The following is a 22,035-nucleotide window of genomic DNA, read 5'->3' on the forward strand; positions in this document are numbered from 1 at the left end:
ATGCCGACCCTGCCGGCAGCGTTGGGATTTGAACAATCATGTGAGTGTGTTACGTTTCACGATCCGGTGAACGGTCGGCCGAGTGGGTTCAGGATAGGTGAGTTGACATATTCCTTCATGGAATCACGGCGATCTTCATATCTGTACGCTGCTGAGGCCTGGCGGCGCTTCACCCGGCGCATGGCGCTCGGCCGGATCAATGCGATGCGGTTTGCCGGCATTGTTCCGGACCGTCTCATCGTCGCGCCGATCGATCTGCGGATGGCCGATCCTCACATCGCCGCCGAGATCTATTCCGGGCGCTTCGCGCTCGGCGGCACGCTGCTCGACACCGGCGGCGCCAGCCCATTCCTGATGGAGCCGCCCAGCCGGGCCTTCGCCTGCAGCCTGTACGGCTTCGGGTGGCTGCGCCACATGCGCGCGGCCGATCACGATCTGGCCTTTGCCAATGCCCGGGCCCTGGTCGATGACTGGATCACGGTGAACGGCCGCAATCTCACCGGACTCTCGCACGATCCCGACGTGCTCGCCTCGCGGCTGATATCCTGGTTCTCGCATTCGCCCGTGGTGCTGCGCGGCGCCGACCACGGCTTCTACCGGCGGTTTCTCAAGAGCATCGTGCTGCAGGTCCGCTATCTTCGCCACACGGCAGCGGTGGCGCCCGACGGACAGACGCGGCTGCGCGTGCGGATTGCGCTCGCCATGGCCAGTCTCTGCCTGCCCACGAGCTCCAGCGGCGTCCGGGCGGCCGCGCGGCTTCTCGATGCGGAACTCGACCGGCAGATTCTCCCCGACGGGGGCCACGTCTCCCGCAATCCGATGGCGTTGATCGAACTGCTCACGGAATTGCTGCCGCTGCGCCAGACCTATGTCAATCTCGGCCAGAAGCTGCCCAGCCGCATGGTTCCGAGCATGGACCGGATGTACAGCGCGCTGAGGTTCTTCCGGCATACAACGGGCGAGCTGGCCCTGTTCAACGGCGCATCCGCTGTGTCGGCGGACCGGCTGATGGCGGTGCTGCGCTACGACGAGACGTCGGGGAAACCCTATCGCGAGGCCACCCAGTCGCAGTTCCAGCGCCTGTCCAGCGACGATGTGGTGCTGCTCGCCGATACCGGCCCGCCGGGGCGCGGGTCGCTGTCGTGCAATGCCCATGCGGGCTGCCTGTCGTTCGAGTTTTCCGCAGGGGCCAACCGGTTCATCGTCAATTCCGGGGCTCCGGTCTTCAATCAGCCCGAGCATGCGGAATTCGCGCGCCTCACCGCCGCCCACAGCACGCTGGCTGTCAACGACACCTCGTCGTTGCGGATGTCGGGATCCGCCTATCTCGGGGCCATCGTGATCGACGGCGTGCGCAAGGTCGAGGTTGAAAACATCGACCAGGCCGGCCAGTTCTCGGGCTTTTCGGCCACCCATGACGGCTATGTCGGCCTGTTCGGACTTCTGCACCGGCGCGAAATCCGCCTGCTGTCGGACGGCAGCCAGATCATTGGCCGCGACCAGCTGCTGCGTCCCGGCGAGCGGCCAATCAGGCCCAACGACCCGTCGAGCGCCGTCATCCGCTTTCATGTCCACCCGAAGATCCATGTGCGCCACGGGGGAGACGGCCGCATCATCCTCTCGGCCATGGACGGCAGCCGCTGGGCATTCGCATCGCCCGACGTCGAGGCGGACATCGAGGAAGACATCCATTTTGCCGATCTCGCCGGCGCCCGCGCCAGCCGCCTGATCAGCCTGAACTTCCGGCCGGCCCAGATTCCGGTGGTCACCTGGAGCTTCGTGCGCGAGCCGGCCGCAGGCTGAACCGCGCCTGCCGGGATGCGCGAAGCGACCGGCCCCGGCAAAGATTTCGCGCCAGTGGTTTTCCCGGCCTGCCGCATGTGCTAACCCGCCGATCATCTCATCTGGGGAATACCATGGCCGTCGTTTCCAAAAACCATCCCGCGCCCGAACTGGTCCGCATCCGGCGGGCGCTGCTGTCGGTCTCCGACAAGACGGGGCTTGTCGAGTTCGCCCGCCGCCTTTCGGCGCTCGGCATCGAGCTGGTCTCGACCGGCGGCACCGCGAAAACGCTGGCGACGGAAGGCTTCGCTGTCCGCGACGTGTCCGAGCTGACGGGTTTTGCCGAGATCATGGATGGCCGTGTCAAGACGCTGCATCCCGGCGTGCACGGCGGCCTGCTCGCCATTCGCGACGATGCCGATCACCGCGCGGCGATGGAGGCGCATGGTATCGTCGAGATCGACCTGGCGATCATCAACCTCTATCCCTTCGAACAGGTGCTGACGTCGGGCGCCGATGCGGCGACCATCGTCGAGAACATCGACATCGGCGGTCCGGCCATGATCCGGGCCGCGGCCAAGAACCATGCCTATGTCACCGTCGTCACCGATGCCGCCGACTACGATCGGGTCGCCGATGCCATCGAGGCCAATGCCGGCTCGATTCCGCTGCGCCTGCGCCAGGAACTCGCAGCCCTCGCCTTTGCCCGTACCGCCACGTACGATTCAGCCATTTCCGGATGGTTCGCGTCCAACCTCGAGCTTGAGGCGCCTCGGCACCGCGCCTTCGGCGGTGTGCTGCACGATGTCATGCGCTACGGCGAGAATCCGCACCAGCAGGCGGCGTTCTACAAGACTGTGGAGGAGCGCCCGGGCGTCGCCAGCGCCACGCTGCTGCAGGGCAAGCAACTGTCCTACAACAACATCAACGACACCGACGCGGCCTTCGAGCTGGTCTCCGAGTTCGATCCGGGCGAAGCCCCGGCCTGCGCCATCATCAAGCATGCCAATCCCTGCGGCGTGGCGACCGCAGCGACGATGGTCGACGCCTATCGCCAGGCGCTGGCCTGCGATCCGACCTCGGCCTTCGGCGGCATCATCGCCTTCAACCGAGAGCTTGACGCGGAGACCGCCGAGGAGATCATCAAGCTGTTCACCGAGGTGATCATTGCGCCATCGGTCAGCGACGAAGCCGCCGCGATCATCGCCCGGAAGAAGAACCTGCGGCTGATGGCGACGGGCGGACTGCCCGACCCGCGCCAGGGCGGCATGATGGTCAAGACCGTCGCCGGCGGGCTGCTGGTGCAGAGCCGCGACACCGGCGTCACCACCGCGGCGGATCTGAAGCTGGTGACCAAACGAGCGCCCGACCCTCGCGAACTGGCCGATCTGGTGTTTGCGTTCCGCGTCGCCAAGCACGTCAAGTCGAACGCCATCGTCTATGCGCGCCACGGCGCGACCGTCGGCATCGGCGCCGGCCAGATGAGCCGCGTGGACTCGGCCAGGATTGCCGCCAGCAAGGCGCAGGAGGCCGCCAGCAGCCTCGGGCTCGCCCAGCCGATGACCCGCGGCAGCGTCGTCGCCTCCGATGCCTTCTTTCCCTTCGCCGACGGGCTGCTGTCGGCCATCGAGGCCGGCGCCACGGCCGTCATCCAGCCCGGAGGCTCGATGCGCGACGCCGACGTGATCGAGGCCGCGGACGCGGCCGGGGTCGCCATGGTGTTCACCGGCATGCGCCATTTCCGCCACTGAGCGCCATTCGCGTGGCGCCGAGGCCGGGGTCGAGGATTCCGGCCGGCTATGCCGCAGGCAGGTCCGGGTCGACGGTCTCGGCCGGATAGGGCGTCGACAGCAGGATCAGCAGGCCGGCCAGCAGGAACACCACGAGGGCCGCCATGCCGATTCTGGCCGATCCGGTCAGCAGCGTGATGGTGGCCACGGAAAACGGCGCCAGGAACGACGTCGCCCGTCCCGACAGGGCGTAGAGCCCGAAATAGCGCCCGGCCTCGTCCGGATGGACGCTGCGCGCCAGATAGGAGCGCGACGAGGCCTGGACCGGGCCGAAGGCGAGGCCGACGAGCAATCCGAACGCGATATAGGCCTTCTCGGCCGCGGTTCCGAAAAGCCCGCCGTGATCGGACGGATCGAGCGGCAGCAGACCGAACAATGTGTAGCCCGGTCCTGTCGAGACGATGCCGACGGTGGCGATGACCAGGGTTACCAGCGAGGCCACGACGATGGCCTTTGACCCCAGCCGCAGGTCGAGCCTCGAAGCCCAGATGCAGCCGCCAATGGCCACGACATTCAGGATGATGCCGTAGACGCCGATCTCCATGGTCTGCCAGCCGAACATGCCGGCGGCGAAGGTGCCGCCCAGGACCAGCAATCCGTTGACTCCGTCCTGGTAGATCATCCGGGCGATCAGAAAGCGGAAGATCCCCGCTTTCCTTCGCACCTCGCCGAGGGTCCCGCGCAATTCGGACAGGCCGATTCGGACCGCCTTGCCCAGTGGCGCCGCCCGGCCGGTGTCCGGGGTGAAGATCATCATCGGCAGGATGAAGATCAGATACCAGACGGCCGCCAGCGGACCCGCGGCGCGCGCGCCCTCGCCCTGTGCCGGGTCGAGGCCGAAGATCGGGTCGAGCCCGATCAGCGTCTTGCCGGTCTCCGGGCTGCCGGCCATCAGCGCCACCACGGCGATGAGCGCGATCATGCCGCCGAGATAGCCCAGTCCCCAGGCGATGTTGGAGACGCGGCCGACATCATCGTGGCTGACCAGACGCGGCATCATCGAATCGTTGAAGACGATGGAAAATTCGGCCGCAACAGAGGCGAGCACGATCATCAGGAACGGGAAGACCAGCGGCGAGCCCGGTGCCGCCCACCACAGCGAGACGAGGGCTCCGATCTTGACCACCGCGAAGACCGCGATCCACGGCTTGCGCGGCCCGGTGGCATCGGCGATCGAGCCGAGCACCGGCGACATGATGGCGATGATGAAACCCGATGCGGTGACGGCATAGCCCCACCAGGCCTGGCCCAGGTCGGGATCGGCCGACAGCTGTGAAACGAAATAGGGACCGAAGATGAAGGTGAGCACGACCGTGAAGAACGGCTGCGCCGCCCAGTCGAACATCATCCAGCCGAAGATCCCCCGGCGACGGACCACTGCAACCGGCGGCAACCCCACTGCATCGACCATGTCCAATGTCCCCTGTCCGGACGTGATCCTTTCACGCCCGGAGGGATCGGGCAAGATCGCTCATCATGCCGGCCGCCACGGTGAGCCTGGCGACCGTCAGTTCGCCGGATTCGGCCAGATTGAGGATCTGGCTGCGGACATGGGTGATGCGCGACTGGTTGGCTTCAAGCCAGTCGGCCACCGGATCCTGCATCTTGGGACCGGCCAGCAGGGCCGCCACGGAGATCGCGCGCCGGGCCTCGGAGATCTCATCGAGATTGCGCGCCAGCGCCAGGTCCTCGTAATGGTCCGATGTCTGCACCCGATCGGCCGCGGCGGTGATGCGGCCGATCCGGAACGTGTCCGTCACCGTGAAGAAGGCCTGGCTGGCGCGCGGCAGGCCGACGGCGGCAAGGCGCGCCACCTGCAGGATTTCCGGCGCCAGCATCAGCGCGCCGAGGCCGGCGATCTCGCCGGCGAGAATGGCGGGCACGCCCTGCTCGACCAGCTGCGCGCGTGTCGCATCGGTCTCGTCGCGCAGGAATTCGGACATGGCGGCGTTGAGATGCGGCATCAGCCGGGTGATCCCCTCACCGAGCGAGGCGACGGTCGATCCGAGATCGCCCATGACCGCGCCGGTCTTCAGCGCCCAGGAGGCGGCGGTCCTGACCGCATCGCCGATGCGGCGGTAGAGGTCGTTCTGAACGCTGCCGGGGACCAGATTGTCGAGGGCGTCGACCTGCGCATAGAGGGCATTGAGCGACAGGCCGTCGCGGGCCAGCACATAGGCCCGCACGATCTCGGCCGCCGTCGCGCCGGTCTTGTCGCCGAGCCGGACGACAAAGGCCGGCCCGCCGCGGTTGATCGAATCATTGGCGAGCACGGTGCTCACGATCTCGCGGTGCAGTCGGTGGGTCTCGATGTCGCGGGTGTGGCCCTTGAGCATCCTGGCCGGGAAATAGGCGAGCAATGTGCCGGCGAAATAGGGATCGTCTGGCAGATTGCTCTCAACGATCTCGTCGAAGAGCACCAGCTTGGAATAGGACAGCAGCACCCCGATTTCCGGACGGGTCAGCGCCCTGCCGGCCGAGCGCCGCTCGGCGAGCGCCGCGTCGTCGGGCAGGTATTCGACCTTGCGGTTGAGCAGTCCGCGCGCCTCGAGATTGGTCATCAGCCGCGACAGTTCGCTGACGCCGCCGAGACCCTCGGACTGGGCCAGCGAGATGGCAAGCGATTGCAGATAGTTGTTGCGCAGCACCAGGTCGGCGACCTGATCGGTCATGGAAGCCAGCAGCGTGTTGCGCCTGGCGCGGGTGAGCCGGTTCTCGCGCATCGCATTGGCGAGCGCGATCTTGATGTTGACCTCCACGTCGGAGGTGTTGACGCCGGCGGAATTGTCGATGGCGTCGGAGTTGCATCGGCCGCCATTTGCGGCATAGGCAATGCGTCCGCGCTGGGTGACGCCTAGATTGGCGCCTTCGCCGATCACCATGGCGCGAACCTCGCCGGCGCTGATCCGGATGGCGTCGTTGGCCCGGTCGCCGACGTCGGCGTCGCTCTCGGTGCCGGCCTTGATGTAGGTGCCGATGCCGCCGAACCAGAGCAGGTCCGCCGGCATGCGCAGGATTGCGGTCATGATCTCTTGTGGCGTCGCCCTGCCGGCCGGCATGCCGATCGCCCGGGCGGCCTCCGGTGTCAGCTCGACGAATTTCAGCGACCGCGGAATCACCATCCCGCCCGGCGACAGCAGCGATTTGTCGTAGTCCTGCCAGCTCGAGCGCGGCAGGTCGAACAGCCGGCGGCGTTCGGCGAAGCTCGCCGCGCAATCGGGGTCGGGATCGATGAAGATATCGCGGTGGTCGAAGGCCGCCACCAGGCGGATCTTCTCCGACAGCAGCATGCCGTTGCCGAAGACGTCGCCCGACATGTCGCCGACGCCCGCCACCGTAAACGGCGTAGTCTGGATGTCGACATCGACCTCGCGAAAGTGCCGCTTCACCGCTTCCCAGGCGCCGCGGGCGGTGATGCCCATCTTCTTGTGGTCGTAGCCTGCGGATCCGCCGGAGGCGAAGGCGTCGTCGAGCCAGAAGCTGCGTTCAAGGCTGATGGCGTTGGCGGTGTCGGAGAATGTCGCCGTGCCCTTGTCGGCGGCGACCACGAAATAGGGATCATCGCCGTCATGCCGGACCGTGTCGGCCGGCGGCACGACTGCGTCGCCGTCAAGATTGTCGGTCACCGACAAAAGGGTGCGGATGAACAGCTTGTAGGCATCGCGGCCCGCCTCGAAGATTGCGTCGCGGCCGCCCTCGGCGGGCAGCCGTTTCGGATAGAAGCCTCCCTTGGCGCCCACCGGGACGATGACGGCGTTCTTGACCTGCTGGGCCTTGACCAGGCCCAGCACCTCGGTGCGGTAGTCCTGGGCGCGGTCTGACCAGCGCAGCCCGCCGCGGGCCACCGGTCCGAAGCGCAGATGCACTCCCTCGACCTCGGCGCTGTAGACGAAGATCTCGCGGTAGGGACGCGGTTCCGGCAGGCCGTCGAGGGCCTTGGAGTCGAGCTTGATCGCCAGCACCGGCAGGGGCGCGCCATCGGCGCCGCGCTGGAAGTAGTTGGTGCGCAGGCTTGCGCAGATGGCATTGGTGAACCGGCGCATGATGCGGTCGTCGTCCAGGCTCGGCACGGAACTCAGCGCCACCTCGATGGCCTCCATGCCGGCGGCGGTGCGGCGCTTGCGGGTGCGCGCGTCCAGCGCCGGATCGAATCGGTCCCGGAACAACTCGTAGAGCCGCCGGGATATTTCCGGGTGGCTGTTGAGGCTCTTGGCCATGTATTCCTGCGAATAGGCGATTCCGGCCTGGCGCAGATAGCGGGCGTAGACGCGCAGCACCAGCGCCTCGCGGACCGCAAGTCCGGCATTGATCACCAGCTGGTTGAAGCCGTCATTGTCGGTCTCGCCCCGCCAGATCGACAGGAAGGCCTCCTCGAGCCGGGCGGCGTCGCCGGTCAGCGAGACTGTGCGGCCGTCGGCGCGGGCGATCTCCATGTCGTGCAGGATGATCGCGCGGCCGGTGCCGTCGGCGTCCTCGTAGGAGAGATCATGGGTTTGCTCGCTGATGACGCTGAAACCGAGATGTTCGAGCAGCGGCACGCGGCGCGAGAGTTCCACCGGCGTGTCGGCGTGAAAGATCTTGAGACCGAGATGGCTTTCGGGGTCCATGTCCGGTCGGTAGAGCGCGATGCGCAGCGCGCCGGTGTTGCGGCAGCCGGCGATGTCGGCAAGGTCGGCAAGCGCATCCTCGGGCCGGAAGCGCTCCTTGTAGGACTGGCTGACCCGGATGCGGACCGCCGCGTCGCCGCCGAGGGCGCGGAACTGGTCCTCCCAGCGCGTGACGATGGCGCGGACATCGCGCTCCAGCCGCTCCTGGGCGATGCGCGGCGTCTTGCCGATGGTGCGGCCGATGATGAAATGGACGCGCGCCACCGCCCCCTCGGGAAAGGCCGGATAGTAAGCCGACACCCGTCCGTCATAAGCGACCTTGAGGTAGGCGCCGATGCGCTCGCGGGCGATCGAATCGTACTGATCGCGCGGCACATAGACGATGACGGAAACGAACCGGTCGAAGCGGTCGATGCGCGGCAGCACGCGGACGCGGGGCCGATCCGACAGTTCGTTGATCTGCATGCAGAACCGGGTGAGGAGGGCCGCGTCGATCTGGAACAGGTCGTCGCGCGGATAGGACTCGAGCGTGTTGAGCAGCAGCTTGCCCGAATGGCTCTCGGGGTCGTGACCGAAGTTCGCGACGACGGTCTCGACCTTCGACCGCAGCAGCGGGATCTTGGTCACCGAGCGGGTGTAGGCGGTGGAAGTGAACAGGCCGACGATCCGCAGCTCGCCCGTCACACGCCCCTGTGCGTCGAAGCGCTTGATGCCGATGTAATCCATGTAGGCGCGGCGGTGGACGACCGAACGGACATTGGCCTTGGTGACGATCAGATAGTCGGGACCCTGCAGGAAGCTCAGGATTTCCGGCGTGGTGGTGACCTGGTCGGTCCCCTGGCGCAGGACCCTGACATCGGGATCGGAGAGGATTCCCAGGCCGCCGGCCTCGGAGCGGTTGAGATGGGCGCCGCCGTCGTCCTCGGTGTAGACATATTCCCGCATGCCGAGGAAGGTGAAGTTGTTGTCGCGCAGCCAGGTCAGGAAGGCGAGGGCCTCAAGCCGCGCGCCCTTGCGATCGGGCACGCCGAGTTCGCCAAGATCGGCCTGGGCCTTGTCGAGCATGGCCAGCATCGGCTTCCAGTCGGTGACGGCCGAGCGGACCTGGTCAAGCACGAATCGCACCCGGCTCGTCAGGGTCGCCGCGGCGGCTTCCGACTGGCGCGGCATGTGGATCTGGATGTGGCTGGCCCGGCGCGCCGGGTCGCTGCCGTCGCCCTGGGCGAAGAGGACCGCGGGCCGATTGCCGTTTACGATCAGGATGGGGTGCAGCGCCATGAAGATGTCGCGGACGAGCGAGGTGATCTCGCCCATTACCGAATCATAGAGAAACGGCTTGTTTCCGGTGGTGATGGCGAGGATCGAAACCGGATGGCCGTCGGCCTCGACCGCCTCGGGGTCGAGCAGGCTGACCCGGGCGTTGGCGCCGTCCCAGGCGCGGATTTCCCGTTCGGCCAGCACGGCAATGGCCGCCAGCGCCTCCGGCGCATACTGATTGATGTCGTCGTGACTGACACGGGAGAACAGCACGTCGGGAGCCACGAAGGGGGTCTTGCCCTTTGCGGCGATCGCGGCCGCATCGGCAATCAGCGAATCCGCCCGTCGGTTCCGTTGCACAGTCATGCGTCTTCCTCCCGGTCTTGCGTTTGGGGGAATGCTAGCAGAAGAATTGAGCGGTGCGATGGTTTTCATCGCGATTGTCCGATTATGAAGGAATTATCATGAAATCCCGCGCCAAGAAGCCGATCAGCCTTGCAATCAAGGAGGAAATGCCGCTGAGCGAGCCGATGCAGGCCTATTTCGCCAAATGCCAGGACAAGCTTGGCATGATCCCGAATGTGCTGCAGGCCTACGCCTTCAACTCCACCAAGCTCGAGGCGTTCGCCGCCCTGTACAACGACCTGATGCTTGGCCAGTCCAACCTGAGCAAGCTCGAGCGGGAGATGATCGCCGTGGCGGTCTCGGCCTGCAATCGTTGTTACTACTGCCTCACCGCCCATGGCGCCGCCGTGCGCCAGCTGTCCGGCAATCCGGAGCTCGGCGAGCAGATGGTGATGAATTACCGGGTCGCCGATCTCGATCCGCGGCAGCGCGCCATGCTGGATTTCGCCGTGCTGGTGACGGAGGCGCCGGAGCAGATCGGCGAAGACGACCGCCAGGGGCTGCGGGACGAAGGGTTTTCCGACCGCGATATCTGGGACATCGCCTCGGTGGCCGCCTTCTTCAACATGACCAACCGGCTGGCCTCGGCCACTGACATGCAGCCCAACCCGGAGTATCACGGCATGGCGCGCTAGCGGCGGGCCCAGCGTCGGGCCCAGCGTCGGGCCGGTCCGCAGCGCCTGCAGACCGGCTGTCGGACCCAATCCCGCGGCTTTTGCCGATTTGGTGCAGACATGATATCGGCAGGAGCCGAATTTCTCAGGAGCAGAGCCATGGAAGACGACCAGCGAGTCCGCGCGGCCAAGCGCGATCTTGAGCGGCTTGCCGGCGAAGGCCGGCTGTCGGCCAGCCCGGTGCTGAAATCCAGGGTCGACAGCGTCAAGGGGCACTTCGCCGCCACCGATGCCGACCAGGCCGACGCGGTGGAGGTGTGGGGCACGCGGATCGCCCGCGGCCTCGCCGTCGTCGCCTTCGTCGTTCTCGCCGGCTGGCTCTATCTGACCTATCTGCGATGAGCGCCCCGGTGCGGCCGAAGTCCGACATCAAGCCGTCGGTGATCGTCATCTCGAGCCATGTGGTCCGCGGCTCGGTGGGAAACCGGGCGGCAGTGTTCGCGCTTGAGGCGCTGGGGCATCCGGTCTGGGCCGTTCCCACCGTGCTGCTGCCCTGGCATCCCGGACATTCCCCGGGCACGCGGATCGTGCCGCCGCCGCAGGAGTTCGCCGCGCTGATGGACGATCTGTGCGGCTCCCCCTGGCTTGGCGAGGTGGGTGCCGTGCTCAGCGGCTATCTGGGCAATGCCGAGCAGGCGGGCGACGTCGCGCGTCTGGTGGCTGCGGTGCGGAGCCGCAATCCCGACGCGCTGTATCTGTGCGACCCGGTGATTGGCGACATCGGCGGGTTGTATGTGCCCGAGGCGGTGGCCGTGGCGATGCGGGACCAGCTGATCCCGATCGCCGACATCGCCACCCCCAATGTGCATGAGCTCGGCTGGCTCACGGGCGGCGCGATCAGCGACACGCGCACCGCGATCCTGGCTGCGCAGGCGCTCGGCCCGGCACGGGTGCTGGTCACCTCGGCCATCGCGATGATGGCCGGCAGCACCGGCAACCTGCTGGTCAGCGGCGGCGCGGCGCGAATGGCCGAGCACCGCCTGATCGACAATCCGCCCAACGGCCTCGGGGACCTGATGGCCGCCACTTTCCTGGCGCGGATGCTTGAGGGACTGAGCGAGGAAAAGGCGTTGCAGATGGCCACCGGCTCGGTCTTCGAGATCCTGGCGCGCACCGCCCGGCGCGGCGCCGACGAGCTGACCCTGGAGACCGATAGCCAGAGCCTGCGGACTCCGATGGCGCTGGTGCACATGCGGAAGATGGTGACGGCGGTGCATCCGAAACCCCTGTGAGGCGGCGCCGGATTGCGCACACGGTGCGACGCGTCGGCAAACGCATTGATCTTGATCTCAGGGCCGGTTATGTCGGATCCATGAGCACATTTCCTGACAACCTTCTGGCGGGCTACCGTTCCTTCATGGGCGGGCGCTACTCGACCGAGAGAGAACGCTACCGGAGCCTGGCCGAGACCGGCCAGGAGCCGCACACCATGGTGATCGCGTGCTGCGACTCGCGCGCGGCTCCGGAGACGATCTTCGACTGCGGCCCCGGCGAATTGTTCGTGGTGCGCAACGTCGCCAATCTGGTGCCGCCGCACGCGCCGGACGGCAATTATCATTCAACCTCGGCGGCACTCGAATTCGCCGTGCAGTCGCTGAAGATCCGGCAGATCGTGGTCATGGGCCACGGCCGCTGCGGCGGCATCAAGGCGGCGCTCGACCCCAATGCCGAACCGCTCTCGCCGGGCGACTTCATCGGCCAATGGATGGGGCTGCTCAAGCCCGCCGCGCAGCAGATCCAGGACAGCTCGCTCATGACCAGCGGCGAGCGGCAGGTCGCCCTGGAGCGGATCTCGATCCGCAACTCGATCGCCAATCTGCGCACCTTCCCCTGCGTCAAGATCCTCGAGGATCGCGGCAGCATGCAGCTGCACGGCGCGTGGTTCGACATTTCCTCGGGCGAATTGTGGGTGATGGATCCGCAGACCGGCGATTTCGGCCGTCCCGATCCGTTAACCGATTGACACCGGCCGCGCATCACCGTTTTCTTCCGGAGTGACTGCAGAGCCGCGCCATGCCGGCCGGCCCCGTTCACGCACCGGAACTGGACCCGCCATGTGTCGCGCGATCTCGATCCTGCCCCTGGTTCTGACCGTTGTCCTCGGCGCCACTCCGGGCGCCCGCGCCGATACCCAGAACTCGCTGCTCGATGTCTGGTACACTGCCCTCTTCGACGTCAATCGCGTGACGCTGGCCCAGCTGCTGGACGATGCCGCCGAAATCCGGATCGAGGACATCGGCGTGACCCAGAACAAGACCGAGTTTCTCGACTCGATGGACGAGTGGCAGGACATCGCCGCCTCAGCGAACTTCGCCTGGCAGCTCGACGCGACCGCCCCGGTGGATGCCAGCCGGGCGACCGCCCTGGTCTGCTACCAGTTTCCGGACAACGAGGTGCTGATCCGCGATGTGTTCACCTTCAACGAGGGCAAGATCCTCAAGGATGTCCAGACCAAGATCGCGGATGATTGCTCGGAATTCTGACGGCCCGCGCCTCCGGGAGTCCGGCTGCGCAACCGTGCAGCTGTGATTTGACCTGGCCACCGCCGGCCCCCTACATGGGGCAACCGAATCGGAATGGCTGACGATGAAACTGCTGCACACCGCCGACCTGCATCTGGGACGCCTGTTTCATGGCCGCGACCTGATCGACGACCATGAGGCCGTGCTCGGCCAGATCGCAGCGGCGATCGACGCGCACCGTCCCGATGTCCTCATCATCGCCGGCGACATCTATGATCGCGCCGCCCCGCCGGCGAGTGCGGTGAGCCAGTTCAACGGCTTCATCCGCCGCATCTTCAACGAGACGGACACCGCCATCGTGATGATTGCCGGCAACCATGATTCGGGCGACCGCATCGGTTCCATGGCCGCGCTTGCCGACAACCGCCGGGCGCTGGTCCGCGGGCCGCTGGCGCGCGAGGAGATGCCGCTCATCCTGCGGGACGAGCATGGCCCGGTCGCCTTCTCCGGCCTGCCCTTCGGCAACGAATTCGCCGCGCGCGAGTGTTTCGTCGATACCGCCATCGCCGCCCCGGCCGATGTGCTTGCCGCGCAGCTCGCCGCTGCCCGGCGGCATGTGCCCGAATCGGCGCGCTGGGTGGTGGTGGCGCACGCCTTCGTCACCGGCGCCGACCCCTGCGAAAGCGAGCGCAAGCTGGTGGTCGGCGGAGTCGAGACGGCGCCGTCGGATCTGTTCGACGGCGCCCATTACGTGGCGCTCGGCCATCTGCACCGGCCCCAGACAGTCGGGTCGGGCCGCGTGCGCTACAGCGGCTCGCCGCTCGCCTTCGGGTTTGACGAGGCCGACACGCCGAAATCCATGGTCCTGGTCGACCTCAAGGCCGACGGCGACGTCGAGACGACGCTGCTGCCCTTCGCGCCGCTACACCGGCTCAGGATCCTGCGCGGCGCGCTGGCGGATCTGCTCGCCGCCGCCGAGACCTCGCCGGATTTCGTCAAGGTCATCCTCACCGATCCGGCGCGCCAGATCGATCCGATGAGCCGCATCCGCGAGGCCTACGAGAATGCCGTGGTACTCAGCTATGCGCGCGACGAGACCAGGCTGGAGACCAAATCGGCCAATCTCGCGCTGGGGGCGAGCGCCGATCCGCTGCATGTGATCGCCGAGTTCCTGGCGCGCGTCCATCCCGATGCGCAGACCGCGGCGGAACAGCGGCTGGTCAAGGCCGGACTGGCCGCCCTGGCGCACCGCGAGAGCGCGGCATGAAGCCGCTGCGCCTGACCATGCAGGCCTTCGGCCCCTATGCCTCGCGCGTCGAGCTGGACTTCCGGCCGGCGCTGGAAAGCGGTCTCTTCGGCATCTACGGCCCGACCGGCGCCGGCAAGTCATCCATTTTCAGCGCGATGACCTTCGCCCTGTTCGGCGAATCGGCGCGGGAGGAGCAGATGGCGACATCGCTGCGCTCCGACCATGCCGATCCCGATTGCCTCACCGAGGTGGAGCTGGTCTTCGGGCTCGGCGCAAAGACCTATCTGTGCCGGCGCGTGCCCGAGCAGGTGCGGCCGGCCAAGCGCGGCGGCGGAGAGACCCGGGAAAACCATGCGGCCTGGCTGTTCGACGTCTCCGGCATTCCGGTCGACGACATCTCGGCAACCCGCTGCGGCGTGGTGCTGGCGGAGAAGAAGGTCACCCAGGTGGACGAGGTGCTCGGGCGGATTCTGGGTTATGGCGCCAGCCAGTTCCGCCAGATCGTGCTGTTGCCGCAGGGCAAGTTCGAGACGTTTCTCACCGCCAAGACCGACAAGCGCCTGGCCATCCTTCGCGATCTCTTCGACGTCTCGCTCTACAAGCGGCTGGCGCAGAAGATGAAGGACGATGCGAAGGTGGCGGAGGACCGGATCCGCGAACGCAGGGTGATCTGCGCCGACCGGCTGAAGGAGGCAGGGTTTGCGGACCTCGATGCCCTCTCGGACGGCCTCGCTGAGGCTGCGGAACGGCTGGTCCTGGCCGAGGGGATGACCGTGGCCGCCGGCGACGCGGCGAAGCTCTCCGAAGAGCAGCTGCAACAGGCAACGGCCCTGGAGGCGCGATTCGTCGAGGCCGGGTCCGCGCAGGCGGGACTGGAGGCGCTGCTGGCGCGGAGCCCGGAGATGGGCCTGGTGGAAGCCCGGCTGGCAAAGGCCTCGGCCGCCCGCGCGCTGGCCGACGTCGATCAATCCGCGTCGACCCAGGCGGCGGCGGCGCAGGCAGCGGAGGCTGCGCGCCAGGCGGCATCGACGGCGGCGGTTCTGGCCGGCGAAGCCCATGGCGAGGCGGATCGGCTGCTGCAGGCGGAACTGGCGCGTCTGCCCGAAAGCGATGCCCTGGGCCGGGCTCTCGCCGATCATCTGCGGCATCGCCAGACGCTGGAACGGACCGAAGCCATCCGGCTGGACCTCGGCGCCGCCGGAGCGACCGCCAGCCAGGCGCAGGCAGGCTTCCAGACCGCCGAGGCCGACCTGACCGGCACCCTCGCCAAGGCCGCAGAGCTGGACGGGCGGTTGCGCCAGGCGCGGCTGACGGAAGCGGAACGGGCCCGGCTCATGGCCCTCAGGGAGCGGACAATCCAGGCGCTGGCAGCGGCCCGCCGGCATGGCGCAGCTGAGGCGAGCCGGGACCAGGCGGCCGCCGCCGCCGGATCGGCGCGGCAGGCCCACGCGGCGTCCGTCGCCGCGCTCGACAGCGCCGAAAGCGTTTTCGAACGCGCCGAAGCGGGTGCCTCGGAGATGCAGGCCCTGCAGCTTGCAGCAAAGCTGGCGGATGGTGCGCCGTGCCCGGTCTGCGGCTCGCCGCATCATCCCGCGCCGGCGCGGGGCACGGCCGGGGATGGCGAACTCGACCAGACGCTGCGGCTGGCCAGAGCCGCCCTGGCGGACGCGCGCAGGCGCGAATCGGACGCCCGGGCCACCCGGCTCGCGGCCGAGGCGACACTGCAGGAACGCGGCGCGATCCTGCAGTCGCTTGAGCTGCCGCCGGAGGACATCGCCACGGCGACGGCGGCCGCGGAGGCTGTGGCGCGCGACCTCGGGTCGCTCGGGCCCGTGCAGGACATCGCCGGCCTGGAAACGGCACTCGCCGCGCTCGAATCGGGGCGCCCCGAGATCGAGACGCGGCTGGCGGCCGCCCGGACGCTGCTCGAGGCCGGCCGAACCGGGCTGGCGCTGGCCAGGCAGTCGCTCGAGACCGCGCTGGGCTCGGTTCCGGAAGAGCTGCGGTCGCAAAGCGCGCTCGAGACCGCGATCGCCGGGCTGGAAACCGAGACCGAGATGCGGCGGCAACGGCTGGAAACGGCCCGGCAGCGCGAGAGGTCCGCGTCCGAAGCCCTGCTCGGCGCGCGGAAGGACCTGCAGAATGCCGAGCAATCCGCCATCGCCGCCAGCCATGCCGCCGATGCGGCAAGGACAACGCTCACCGAGCGTCTTGCCGGACACGGCCTGAGCGAGGACGATTATCGCGCCTGCAAGTCCGACATCCCCGAGATGGGCAGGTTCGAAGCGATGCTGGACGAACATCGCACCCGGGTGGCGGCGGCCCGGGACCGCCACGGGCGCGCCGTTGCCGGTGTCGCGGAGTCGGAGCGGCCGGATCTGCCGGCGTATCAGCAACATCGGGACGCGGCCGTCGAGGCCCGGGATCAGGCCATCCGGCAGGCCGAATCGGTGCGGTCGGGGCTGGCGCGGCTCCATCAGCTGCAGGCGGGCCTCGCCGCCGAAAGCGCCGTGATCGAGGGCATGGAGGCGGAGTTCCAGCCGCTGGGGAGGCTTGCCGACGCCTTCAACGGGCGCAACATCCTGAAGACGAACCTCGAATCCTTTGCCATCGGCGCGATGTTCGAAGCGGTGCTGGATGCGGCAAACCTGCGGCTTGGCCCGATGACCGATGGTCGCTACAGCCTGATCCGGGAGCTGGAGCCGACAGGCGCCGGCAGCCGCGGGCTCGGCATCGAGATTCTCGACAGCTACACCGGCAGGGCGCGCGGCACCGCGACTCTGTCCGGCGGCGAGACTTTCCTGGCCGCGCTGTCGCTGGCGCTCGGCCTGTCCGATGTGGTGCAGTCATCGAGCAACGGCATCCGGCTCGACACCATCTTCATCGACGAGGGTTTCGGCAGCCTGGACGCGGCATCGCTCGACCGGGTGCTGCAGGCCCTCCAGGACCTGGTCGGCAACACCCGCGCCGTCGGGCTGATCTCCCATGTGGAGACGGTGCAGCAGGCAATCCCGAATGGTTTCCGCATCATCAGCTCGTCGACGGGGAGCCAGGTGGTTCCAAGACATCTGTGACATCCGCCGACGGGCGCAGCCCGCGGCATCCCGCCGGCGTCAGGCGCCGAGCCAGGCACGGAGCCGGGCGAACGGCGATGGCCGTGCCGGATCCCGGACCAGTCGGAATCCCAGATAGGCGGGTGGCGCGCCCAGCGAGCAGCCGCCACCCTTGGCGTCCTGGATGAAGAAGGTGACATAGGCGCGATGCCGGCCTTCGAGGACGCGGACGCCGCAATTCTCGGTGACGCTTTCCACCTCGCCCGCGGCGCTTGCACGGGTCCGGCTGTAGCAGGTGCTGGTCCACTCCCAGACATTGCCTGCCAGATCGTTGATGCCGTTTTCATTGGCGCCGAAGCCTCCCGCCGGACGGAGGACCGGATCGCGGTCGGCCGCGCCTGCGGCGACGCTGTCGTATTCGAGCAGCCAGCGCTGGGCGGGATTGGCGCTGTCGGTCTTGGCACCGAGGCCGTCATCGGCAAAACGGCTGCCGGCCGCATAGGCCCATTCCGCATCGGTCGGCAGCCGCCAGATCATGCCGGTTCCGTCCGACAGCCAGCGCGCATAATCCTGCGCGTCCGCGAAACTGACCCCGGTCGCCGGCAAGGCCTCCGCCTGTCCGGCTGCCCCGAAGCGCGGCCCGCAGGCTCCGGCAGCGACGCAGGCGTCATAGGCCTGCGCGCTGACCTGGTCGCGCATGATCTCGAACGGGTGGTCGATGCCGATGGCGACGCGCGGGGCGTCGTCGGGAAAGCCCGCCCTGAGATATTCCCCGGCGGGCCGGTGCCTGAATGCCCCCGCAGCAATCGACACCAGGGCCGGCACCGGCTCTGCCGCCTCGACGCACGGCACCGCCGGAGCGGCGCCCAGGGCCCAGACCATGAGAATTCTTGCAATGATGGCGACCGATCCTGCCGTGATGTCTGTCATCGACCTGCTCCCGAGGCGGGCCGATGCGCAAGCATCGGTCCGCAAGTGTCAGCCGCGGTTCCGCGCGGCCCGGCTCATCCCCGGGGGATGGGACCGGGAGCGGAAACCTGCTCCATCAGATCGTTGTTCCAGTCTCCCTCGACCTTGAAATGGGCAGTGGCGCCCAGGCTGACGGCCTCGATCAGGTTGTGATTGACATAGGCATAGACGCCGGGCTGCAGGAACGTGTACATCGCCGCCCCGGCGGAGCCGCCGCGGATGAACCATGTCTCGTTGTCCTTTTCCGGCGGATTGTTGAACTTGCCGGTTTCCCAGACATAGTCGCCATGACCGCCGATGAGGTGCGGACGGGTGTCGCGGTTGGCCTGGGAATGGACGATGAGCACCGTCTCGCCGACCTTGGATGTCATGGCATTGTCACCGGTGAGCGCACCGACAGCGCCGTTGAAGACCTCATGGGTGGGGATCAGCCCGTTCATGACCTCCAGCATGTCGGAATAGCCATCGCCGGGGCTGTCATATTCCTTGTAGTTGCCGTCCTCGTCGCGCGGGATGTAGTAGTCCTGCTCGCCGACATAGACCACCTTGTCGTAGCGGATCGGCTCGCCCTTCTCGTTCTTCAGGCCGTCGCGCGGCAGGATCATGATGGCGCCGTTCATGCCCGAGACGACATGCCAGGGGATCATCGGACCGCCGGGCGCGCAGTGATAGACAAAGGTTCCGGGACGGGTGGCGCGGAAGCGCAGCGTGGTCTGTTCGCCCGGATTGATCAGCGTGAGCGCGCCGCCGCCCAGCGCGCCGGTGGCGGCGTGGAAATCGATGTTGTGCGGCATGCTGTTGGATTCGGGGTTGATCAGGGTGAGTTCGACATAGTCGTCCTGGTGCACGACCATCAGGGGCCCGGGCACCGATCCGTCGAAGGTCATCGCCTGGATGGTGGTGCCTTCCTCGTCGATGACCATCTTCTGTTCCCTGATGGTCATGGTGAACTCGATGATCTGGGGGCCGGTGCCGGCGACCTGCTCGTGCTCGTGCACGAAGGGAGGCCGCACCAGTTCGACCTTGCGGCGGGTCAGGGTGCTCAGGTCGGCCGGAAGGCCGACGGGCGTCATGGATTCCGAAGCGGCGGCAATACCCCGTCCCAGCAGGACGGGAGCAGTGGCGGCGAAGGCGGCGCCCAGCAGGGCGGTGCGGCGGGTGAACATCCGGTTTCTCCTCGATGTCTCGTCGGTTGCGATGAGCACACCCTAGACGGGCCGGCGGCCGCGTCTTTGTTCCAGAGCAATGTCGGCGCATTTCCGAAAACCGCCGGCACGCCACGGCATCGGTCAGGTTGCCGCCGGATGCGGTGGCAGTGGCGGGCAAACGGCCGGATGCTTGCCCTGGCGCAAAGACGACGCCTGGCGCCGCCCTATGCTGATCGGCCAGACTGGAGGACGCATGCGCGATAAGCCGGAACTTCATGCAGGCATGACCATCGAGGATGTGATGAGGATCAGGCCGGAGACGATCCCGGTGCTGCTGCGCAACCGCATGCATTGCGTCGGCTGCCTGCTGGCGCCGTTTCACGACATCAGCGATGCGGCCCGCGAACATGGACTCGACGAGGCCGAGCTCATCGGCCAGCTCAGCAATTCCTGAGCCATGCCGGGCGCCCGGGCGAATGTCCTATTTCGCGCCGCCGGCCAGCAGCATCAGCTTGTGGCCCTCGACGACGACGATGCGCTGGCGGCCGCTCTTGACCCAGCCGGCCGCCTCCCACGCGCTCATCAGCCGCGAGACGGTGTGCAGCGTCGTGCCAGTCATTTCCGAGATATCCTGGCGCGAAATCGGAAGGTCGATCAGGATTCCCTCCTCGGTCCTGCGTCCGGTCTGCGCCGCCAGCTTCAGCACCGCATTGGCCACCCGCTGCTCCACCCGCTCGGTGGCCATCTCGACAATCCGGTCCTGGGCGTCCTGCAGACGCGATCCCACGGTTTTATAGGTGTTGGAGGCAAAGCCGGGATAACGGCTGACGACCTCGGTCCACATCGCCCCGGGCCATGCAAGAACCACGCAGTCAACCGCCGCAATCGCGCTGGCGGGATAGGTCGACCGACCCAGCGCCTGGGCTATTCCCATCAGCTCGCCGCTGGAGATGTAGCGGGCGATGACCTGTTCGCCGTCCGGCGTCACCCGGACGACGCGGACATGGCCGTCGAGCAGGAGAAAGAAGGAATGCGCCGCCTCGTCCTGGCCGAAGACCGCCGCGCCCTTCTCCACCCTGATCGACCGGGCCCGCTCCAGCAAGGCGGCGATGTCCTGGCGAGCCATGTGCTCGAACGGCGGCAGATCGCAGACCAGCGAGGCATCCAGCGAACCCAAGCCATCACTCCCGTGTTTGACGCAGCGCAAACTCGACCGCATCGGTTGCTGGTATTGCTGCGCCATATCATGCAGCCCGAAAGGAACCAAAATGCGCAACTTCCTCCCCATGGCAAGCCTGCTTGCCGCCAGCCTCTGCGTCGCGGCCCTGTTCAGCGGTCCGGTCCGCGCCGAAGACCACGAGATCCGGATGCTCAACAGCGGTGCGAAGGGCGCCATGGTCTTCGAACCCGACTTTCTCAGGATCGCCCCCGGCGACAGCGTGCGCTTCGTGCCGACCGACAAGGGCCACAATGTCGAGACCGTCAAGGGAATGATGCCGGAGGGCGCCGGAGCCATCAAGGGCAAGTTCAACAAGGAGGTGCTGGTGACGTTCGACCACGACGGCGTCTACGGCTTCAAATGCGCGCCGCACTACGCCATGGGCATGGTGGCGCTGGTCGAGGTGGGGACGCCGGTCAATCTCGAGGAGGCGCGTGCGGTCAAGCAGACGGGCAAGGCCAAGAGCCGCTTCGCCGAAGCCTTCGCGACGCTTGACGCCGCCAACTGAAGTCGGGTCCGGCAGACCGGGACGTGCCCCGTCTGCCGGACGCGCCAATCCGGCTACTGATCGATCTCTGCGCCGATGATGGCAATGGCCTTCTGGTAGACGCCGGCCGAGTTCCAGCCCTGGATGGCGCCGAAATTGGCCTGTCCGGGCTGATAGCCGCCGCCCCTGCTCCAGCCGTGGCCGCGAAGGAAGTTGGCCGTGGAGGCCAGCGCGTCGCCGGTTCCGGCAAGATTGATGCGGCCGTCGCCGTCGCCGTCGACACCGAACCTGAGGACATTGGCCGGCAGGAACTGGGTCTGGCCGATCTCGCCATGGGCGGCACCGCGGAAGTCGGGGCTGATCCAGCCCTTCTGGACGAGCTGCAGCAGCGCATAGAGCTGTTCAGTGAAATAGGCGGAGCGGCGGCAATCATAGGCGAGGGTGGCCACGGCGGAGACGGTGTGCTGGTTGCCGGTGAAGCCGCCAAAACCCGATTCCATGCCCCAGATGGCGATCAGCGGGCCTGCCGGCACGCCGTATTTCTTCTCGATCCGGGAAAACAGGGCGGCGTTTTGCTGCTTGAGGCGCCGGCCCTTGGAAATGATCGTCGGTGCGCCGCGCTTCTGCATGAACTGCTCCAGCGACAGCTTGAAGCTCTTCTGGTTGCGGTCGAGACTGATGGTCTTGGTGGCATAGCCGGCATTCGCAAAGGCGGCATTGAGCGTGCGGGCGGAGATTCCGCTGGCCGCGGCCTCCGCCTTGAACTGCCCCACCCAGGATCCGAATCCTGCGGCATTGTTGCCGCATTTTGCCGCATTGGCGGGAGAACCGAAGCTGGCTGCAAGAATTGCCACAGCTGCCAACGAGATCAGGCGACGACCCGAATGACCCATATGTTCCAGACCTTTCAATCATGAATTCGATGCGGCGCAC

The 22,035-nt window shown here is 67.2% G+C and carries 17 protein-coding genes; 11 read left to right on the forward strand and 6 right to left on the reverse strand.

Translation table 11 applies throughout. The annotated features are described in order from the left end of the window. Positions 1–117: 117 nt before the first annotated feature. Positions 118–1,803 (forward strand): heparinase II/III family protein, encoded by a 1,686-nt coding sequence (locus DFR52_RS15135; RefSeq protein ID WP_110032898.1) that lies wholly within the window; start codon positions 118–120, stop codon positions 1,801–1,803. 113 nt (positions 1,804–1,916) lie between these two features. After that, positions 1,917–3,533, forward strand: coding sequence for a bifunctional phosphoribosylaminoimidazolecarboxamide formyltransferase/IMP cyclohydrolase (gene purH, locus DFR52_RS15140; protein WP_110032772.1), 1,617 nt, complete (start codon positions 1,917–1,919; stop codon positions 3,531–3,533). 46 nt (positions 3,534–3,579) lie between these two features. On the opposite strand, the gene DFR52_RS15145 is transcribed toward purH, so the two are convergent. Both DFR52_RS15145 and DFR52_RS15150 read right to left on the reverse strand, forming a co-directional pair. Continuing rightward, positions 3,580–4,983 carry an MFS transporter gene (locus tag DFR52_RS15145; protein WP_110032773.1) on the reverse strand — a complete coding sequence of 468 codons (1,404 nt, stop codon included), beginning with the start codon at positions 4,981–4,983 and terminating at the stop codon, positions 3,580–3,582. A gap of 31 nt (positions 4,984–5,014) precedes the next feature. Beyond that, positions 5,015–9,802 (reverse strand): NAD-glutamate dehydrogenase, encoded by a 4,788-nt coding sequence (locus tag DFR52_RS15150; protein WP_110032774.1) that lies wholly within the window; start codon positions 9,800–9,802, stop codon positions 5,015–5,017. Between the two features lie 98 nt (positions 9,803–9,900). On the opposite strand from DFR52_RS15150, the gene DFR52_RS15155 reads away from it, so the two are divergent. The 7 genes from DFR52_RS15155 to DFR52_RS15185 all read left to right on the forward strand — a co-directional run bounded on the left by DFR52_RS15155 (position 9,901) and on the right by DFR52_RS15185 (position 17,300). Further along, positions 9,901–10,476 carry a peroxidase-related enzyme gene (locus DFR52_RS15155; RefSeq protein ID WP_170132276.1) on the forward strand — a complete coding sequence of 192 codons (576 nt, stop codon included), beginning with the start codon at positions 9,901–9,903 and terminating at the stop codon, positions 10,474–10,476. Between the two features lie 138 nt (positions 10,477–10,614). Continuing rightward, entirely contained in the window at positions 10,615–10,857 is a 243-nt protein-coding gene (locus DFR52_RS15160) for a hypothetical protein (RefSeq protein WP_110032775.1), read from the forward strand. 8 nt (positions 10,858–10,865) lie between these two features. Next, positions 10,866–11,747: a pyridoxal kinase PdxY gene (pdxY, locus tag DFR52_RS15165; protein WP_245415349.1), complete on the forward strand. Its 882-nt coding sequence runs from the start codon at positions 10,866–10,868 to the stop codon at positions 11,745–11,747. An 80-nt stretch (positions 11,748–11,827) separates the two neighbouring features. Further along, a complete protein-coding gene (locus DFR52_RS15170; protein ID WP_110032900.1) occupies positions 11,828–12,478 on the forward strand; it encodes a carbonic anhydrase in 651 nt (216 codons plus the stop codon). Between the two features lie 91 nt (positions 12,479–12,569). Then, the gene (locus DFR52_RS15175; RefSeq protein WP_110032777.1) at positions 12,570–12,998 is read left to right on the forward strand and encodes a hypothetical protein; all 429 of its coding nucleotides are present in this window, start codon (positions 12,570–12,572) and stop codon (positions 12,996–12,998) included. A 103-nt stretch (positions 12,999–13,101) separates the two neighbouring features. Next, the gene (locus DFR52_RS15180; protein ID WP_110032778.1) at positions 13,102–14,244 is read left to right on the forward strand and encodes an exonuclease SbcCD subunit D; all 1,143 of its coding nucleotides are present in this window, start codon (positions 13,102–13,104) and stop codon (positions 14,242–14,244) included. Then, on the forward strand, positions 14,241–17,300 hold the full coding sequence (locus DFR52_RS15185) for an AAA family ATPase (protein ID WP_110032779.1): 3,060 nt from the start codon (positions 14,241–14,243) through the stop codon (positions 17,298–17,300). The genes DFR52_RS15180 and DFR52_RS15185 overlap by 4 nt, the downstream gene beginning before the upstream one ends. Positions 17,301–17,339: 39 nt before the next feature. Here DFR52_RS15185 and DFR52_RS15190 read toward each other — a convergent pair whose 3' ends face one another. Together DFR52_RS15190 and nirK are read right to left on the reverse strand one after the other, a co-directional pair. Then, positions 17,340–18,209 carry a formylglycine-generating enzyme family protein gene (locus DFR52_RS15190; protein WP_110032780.1) on the reverse strand — a complete coding sequence of 290 codons (870 nt, stop codon included), beginning with the start codon at positions 18,207–18,209 and terminating at the stop codon, positions 17,340–17,342. Between the two features lie 74 nt (positions 18,210–18,283). Continuing rightward, positions 18,284–19,414, reverse strand: coding sequence for a copper-containing nitrite reductase (nirK, locus tag DFR52_RS15195; protein ID WP_110032781.1), 1,131 nt, complete (start codon positions 19,412–19,414; stop codon positions 18,284–18,286). Positions 19,415–19,649: 235 nt separating this feature from the next. Between nirK and DFR52_RS15200 the strand changes: the two genes are divergently transcribed. Further along, the gene (locus DFR52_RS15200) at positions 19,650–19,850 is read left to right on the forward strand and encodes a DUF1858 domain-containing protein (protein ID WP_245415350.1); all 201 of its coding nucleotides are present in this window, start codon (positions 19,650–19,652) and stop codon (positions 19,848–19,850) included. A 27-nt stretch (positions 19,851–19,877) separates the two neighbouring features. Here the strand turns inward: DFR52_RS15200 and DFR52_RS15205 are convergent, their stop codons facing one another. Continuing rightward, the gene (locus DFR52_RS15205) at positions 19,878–20,573 is read right to left on the reverse strand and encodes a Crp/Fnr family transcriptional regulator (RefSeq protein WP_110032782.1); all 696 of its coding nucleotides are present in this window, start codon (positions 20,571–20,573) and stop codon (positions 19,878–19,880) included. A 91-nt stretch (positions 20,574–20,664) separates the two neighbouring features. Between DFR52_RS15205 and DFR52_RS15210 the strand changes: the two genes are divergently transcribed. Next, complete coding sequence (locus DFR52_RS15210; protein WP_110032783.1) at positions 20,665–21,123, forward strand: pseudoazurin; 459 nt, start codon at positions 20,665–20,667, stop codon at positions 21,121–21,123. A 53-nt stretch (positions 21,124–21,176) separates the two neighbouring features. On the opposite strand, the gene DFR52_RS15215 is transcribed toward DFR52_RS15210, so the two are convergent. Next, on the reverse strand, positions 21,177–21,995 hold the full coding sequence (locus tag DFR52_RS15215) for a lytic murein transglycosylase (RefSeq protein ID WP_110032784.1): 819 nt from the start codon (positions 21,993–21,995) through the stop codon (positions 21,177–21,179). Between the last annotated feature and the right edge of the window lie 40 nt (positions 21,996–22,035).

Source organism: Hoeflea marina, from assembly GCF_003182275.1.
In the GTDB taxonomy this organism is placed as follows: domain Bacteria; phylum Pseudomonadota; class Alphaproteobacteria; order Rhizobiales; family Rhizobiaceae; genus Hoeflea; species Hoeflea marina.

Coding starts and splice junctions, on each gene's coding strand:
- DFR52_RS15185 (WP_110032779.1), top strand. CDS start 14,241: ATGAAGCCGCTGCGCCTGACCATGCAGGCCTTCGGCCCCTATGCCTCG.
- DFR52_RS15175 (WP_110032777.1), top strand. CDS start 12,570: ATGTGTCGCGCGATCTCGATCCTGCCCCTGGTTCTGACCGTTGTCCTC.
- DFR52_RS15170 (WP_110032900.1), top strand. CDS start 11,828: ATGAGCACATTTCCTGACAACCTTCTGGCGGGCTACCGTTCCTTCATG.
- DFR52_RS15180 (WP_110032778.1), top strand. CDS start 13,102: ATGAAACTGCTGCACACCGCCGACCTGCATCTGGGACGCCTGTTTCAT.
- nirK (WP_110032781.1), bottom strand. CDS start 19,414: ATGTTCACCCGCCGCACCGCCCTGCTGGGCGCCGCCTTCGCCGCCACT.
- DFR52_RS15215 (WP_110032784.1), bottom strand. CDS start 21,995: ATGGGTCATTCGGGTCGTCGCCTGATCTCGTTGGCAGCTGTGGCAATT.
- purH (WP_110032772.1), top strand. CDS start 1,917: ATGGCCGTCGTTTCCAAAAACCATCCCGCGCCCGAACTGGTCCGCATC.
- DFR52_RS15160 (WP_110032775.1), top strand. CDS start 10,615: ATGGAAGACGACCAGCGAGTCCGCGCGGCCAAGCGCGATCTTGAGCGG.
- DFR52_RS15145 (WP_110032773.1), bottom strand. CDS start 4,983: ATGGTCGATGCAGTGGGGTTGCCGCCGGTTGCAGTGGTCCGTCGCCGG.
- DFR52_RS15150 (WP_110032774.1), bottom strand. CDS start 9,802: ATGACTGTGCAACGGAACCGACGGGCGGATTCGCTGATTGCCGATGCG.
- DFR52_RS15200 (WP_245415350.1), top strand. CDS start 19,650: ATGCGCGATAAGCCGGAACTTCATGCAGGCATGACCATCGAGGATGTG.
- DFR52_RS15155 (WP_170132276.1), top strand. CDS start 9,901: ATGAAATCCCGCGCCAAGAAGCCGATCAGCCTTGCAATCAAGGAGGAA.
- DFR52_RS15210 (WP_110032783.1), top strand. CDS start 20,665: ATGCGCAACTTCCTCCCCATGGCAAGCCTGCTTGCCGCCAGCCTCTGC.
- DFR52_RS15135 (WP_110032898.1), top strand. CDS start 118: ATGGAATCACGGCGATCTTCATATCTGTACGCTGCTGAGGCCTGGCGG.
- DFR52_RS15190 (WP_110032780.1), bottom strand. CDS start 18,209: ATGACAGACATCACGGCAGGATCGGTCGCCATCATTGCAAGAATTCTC.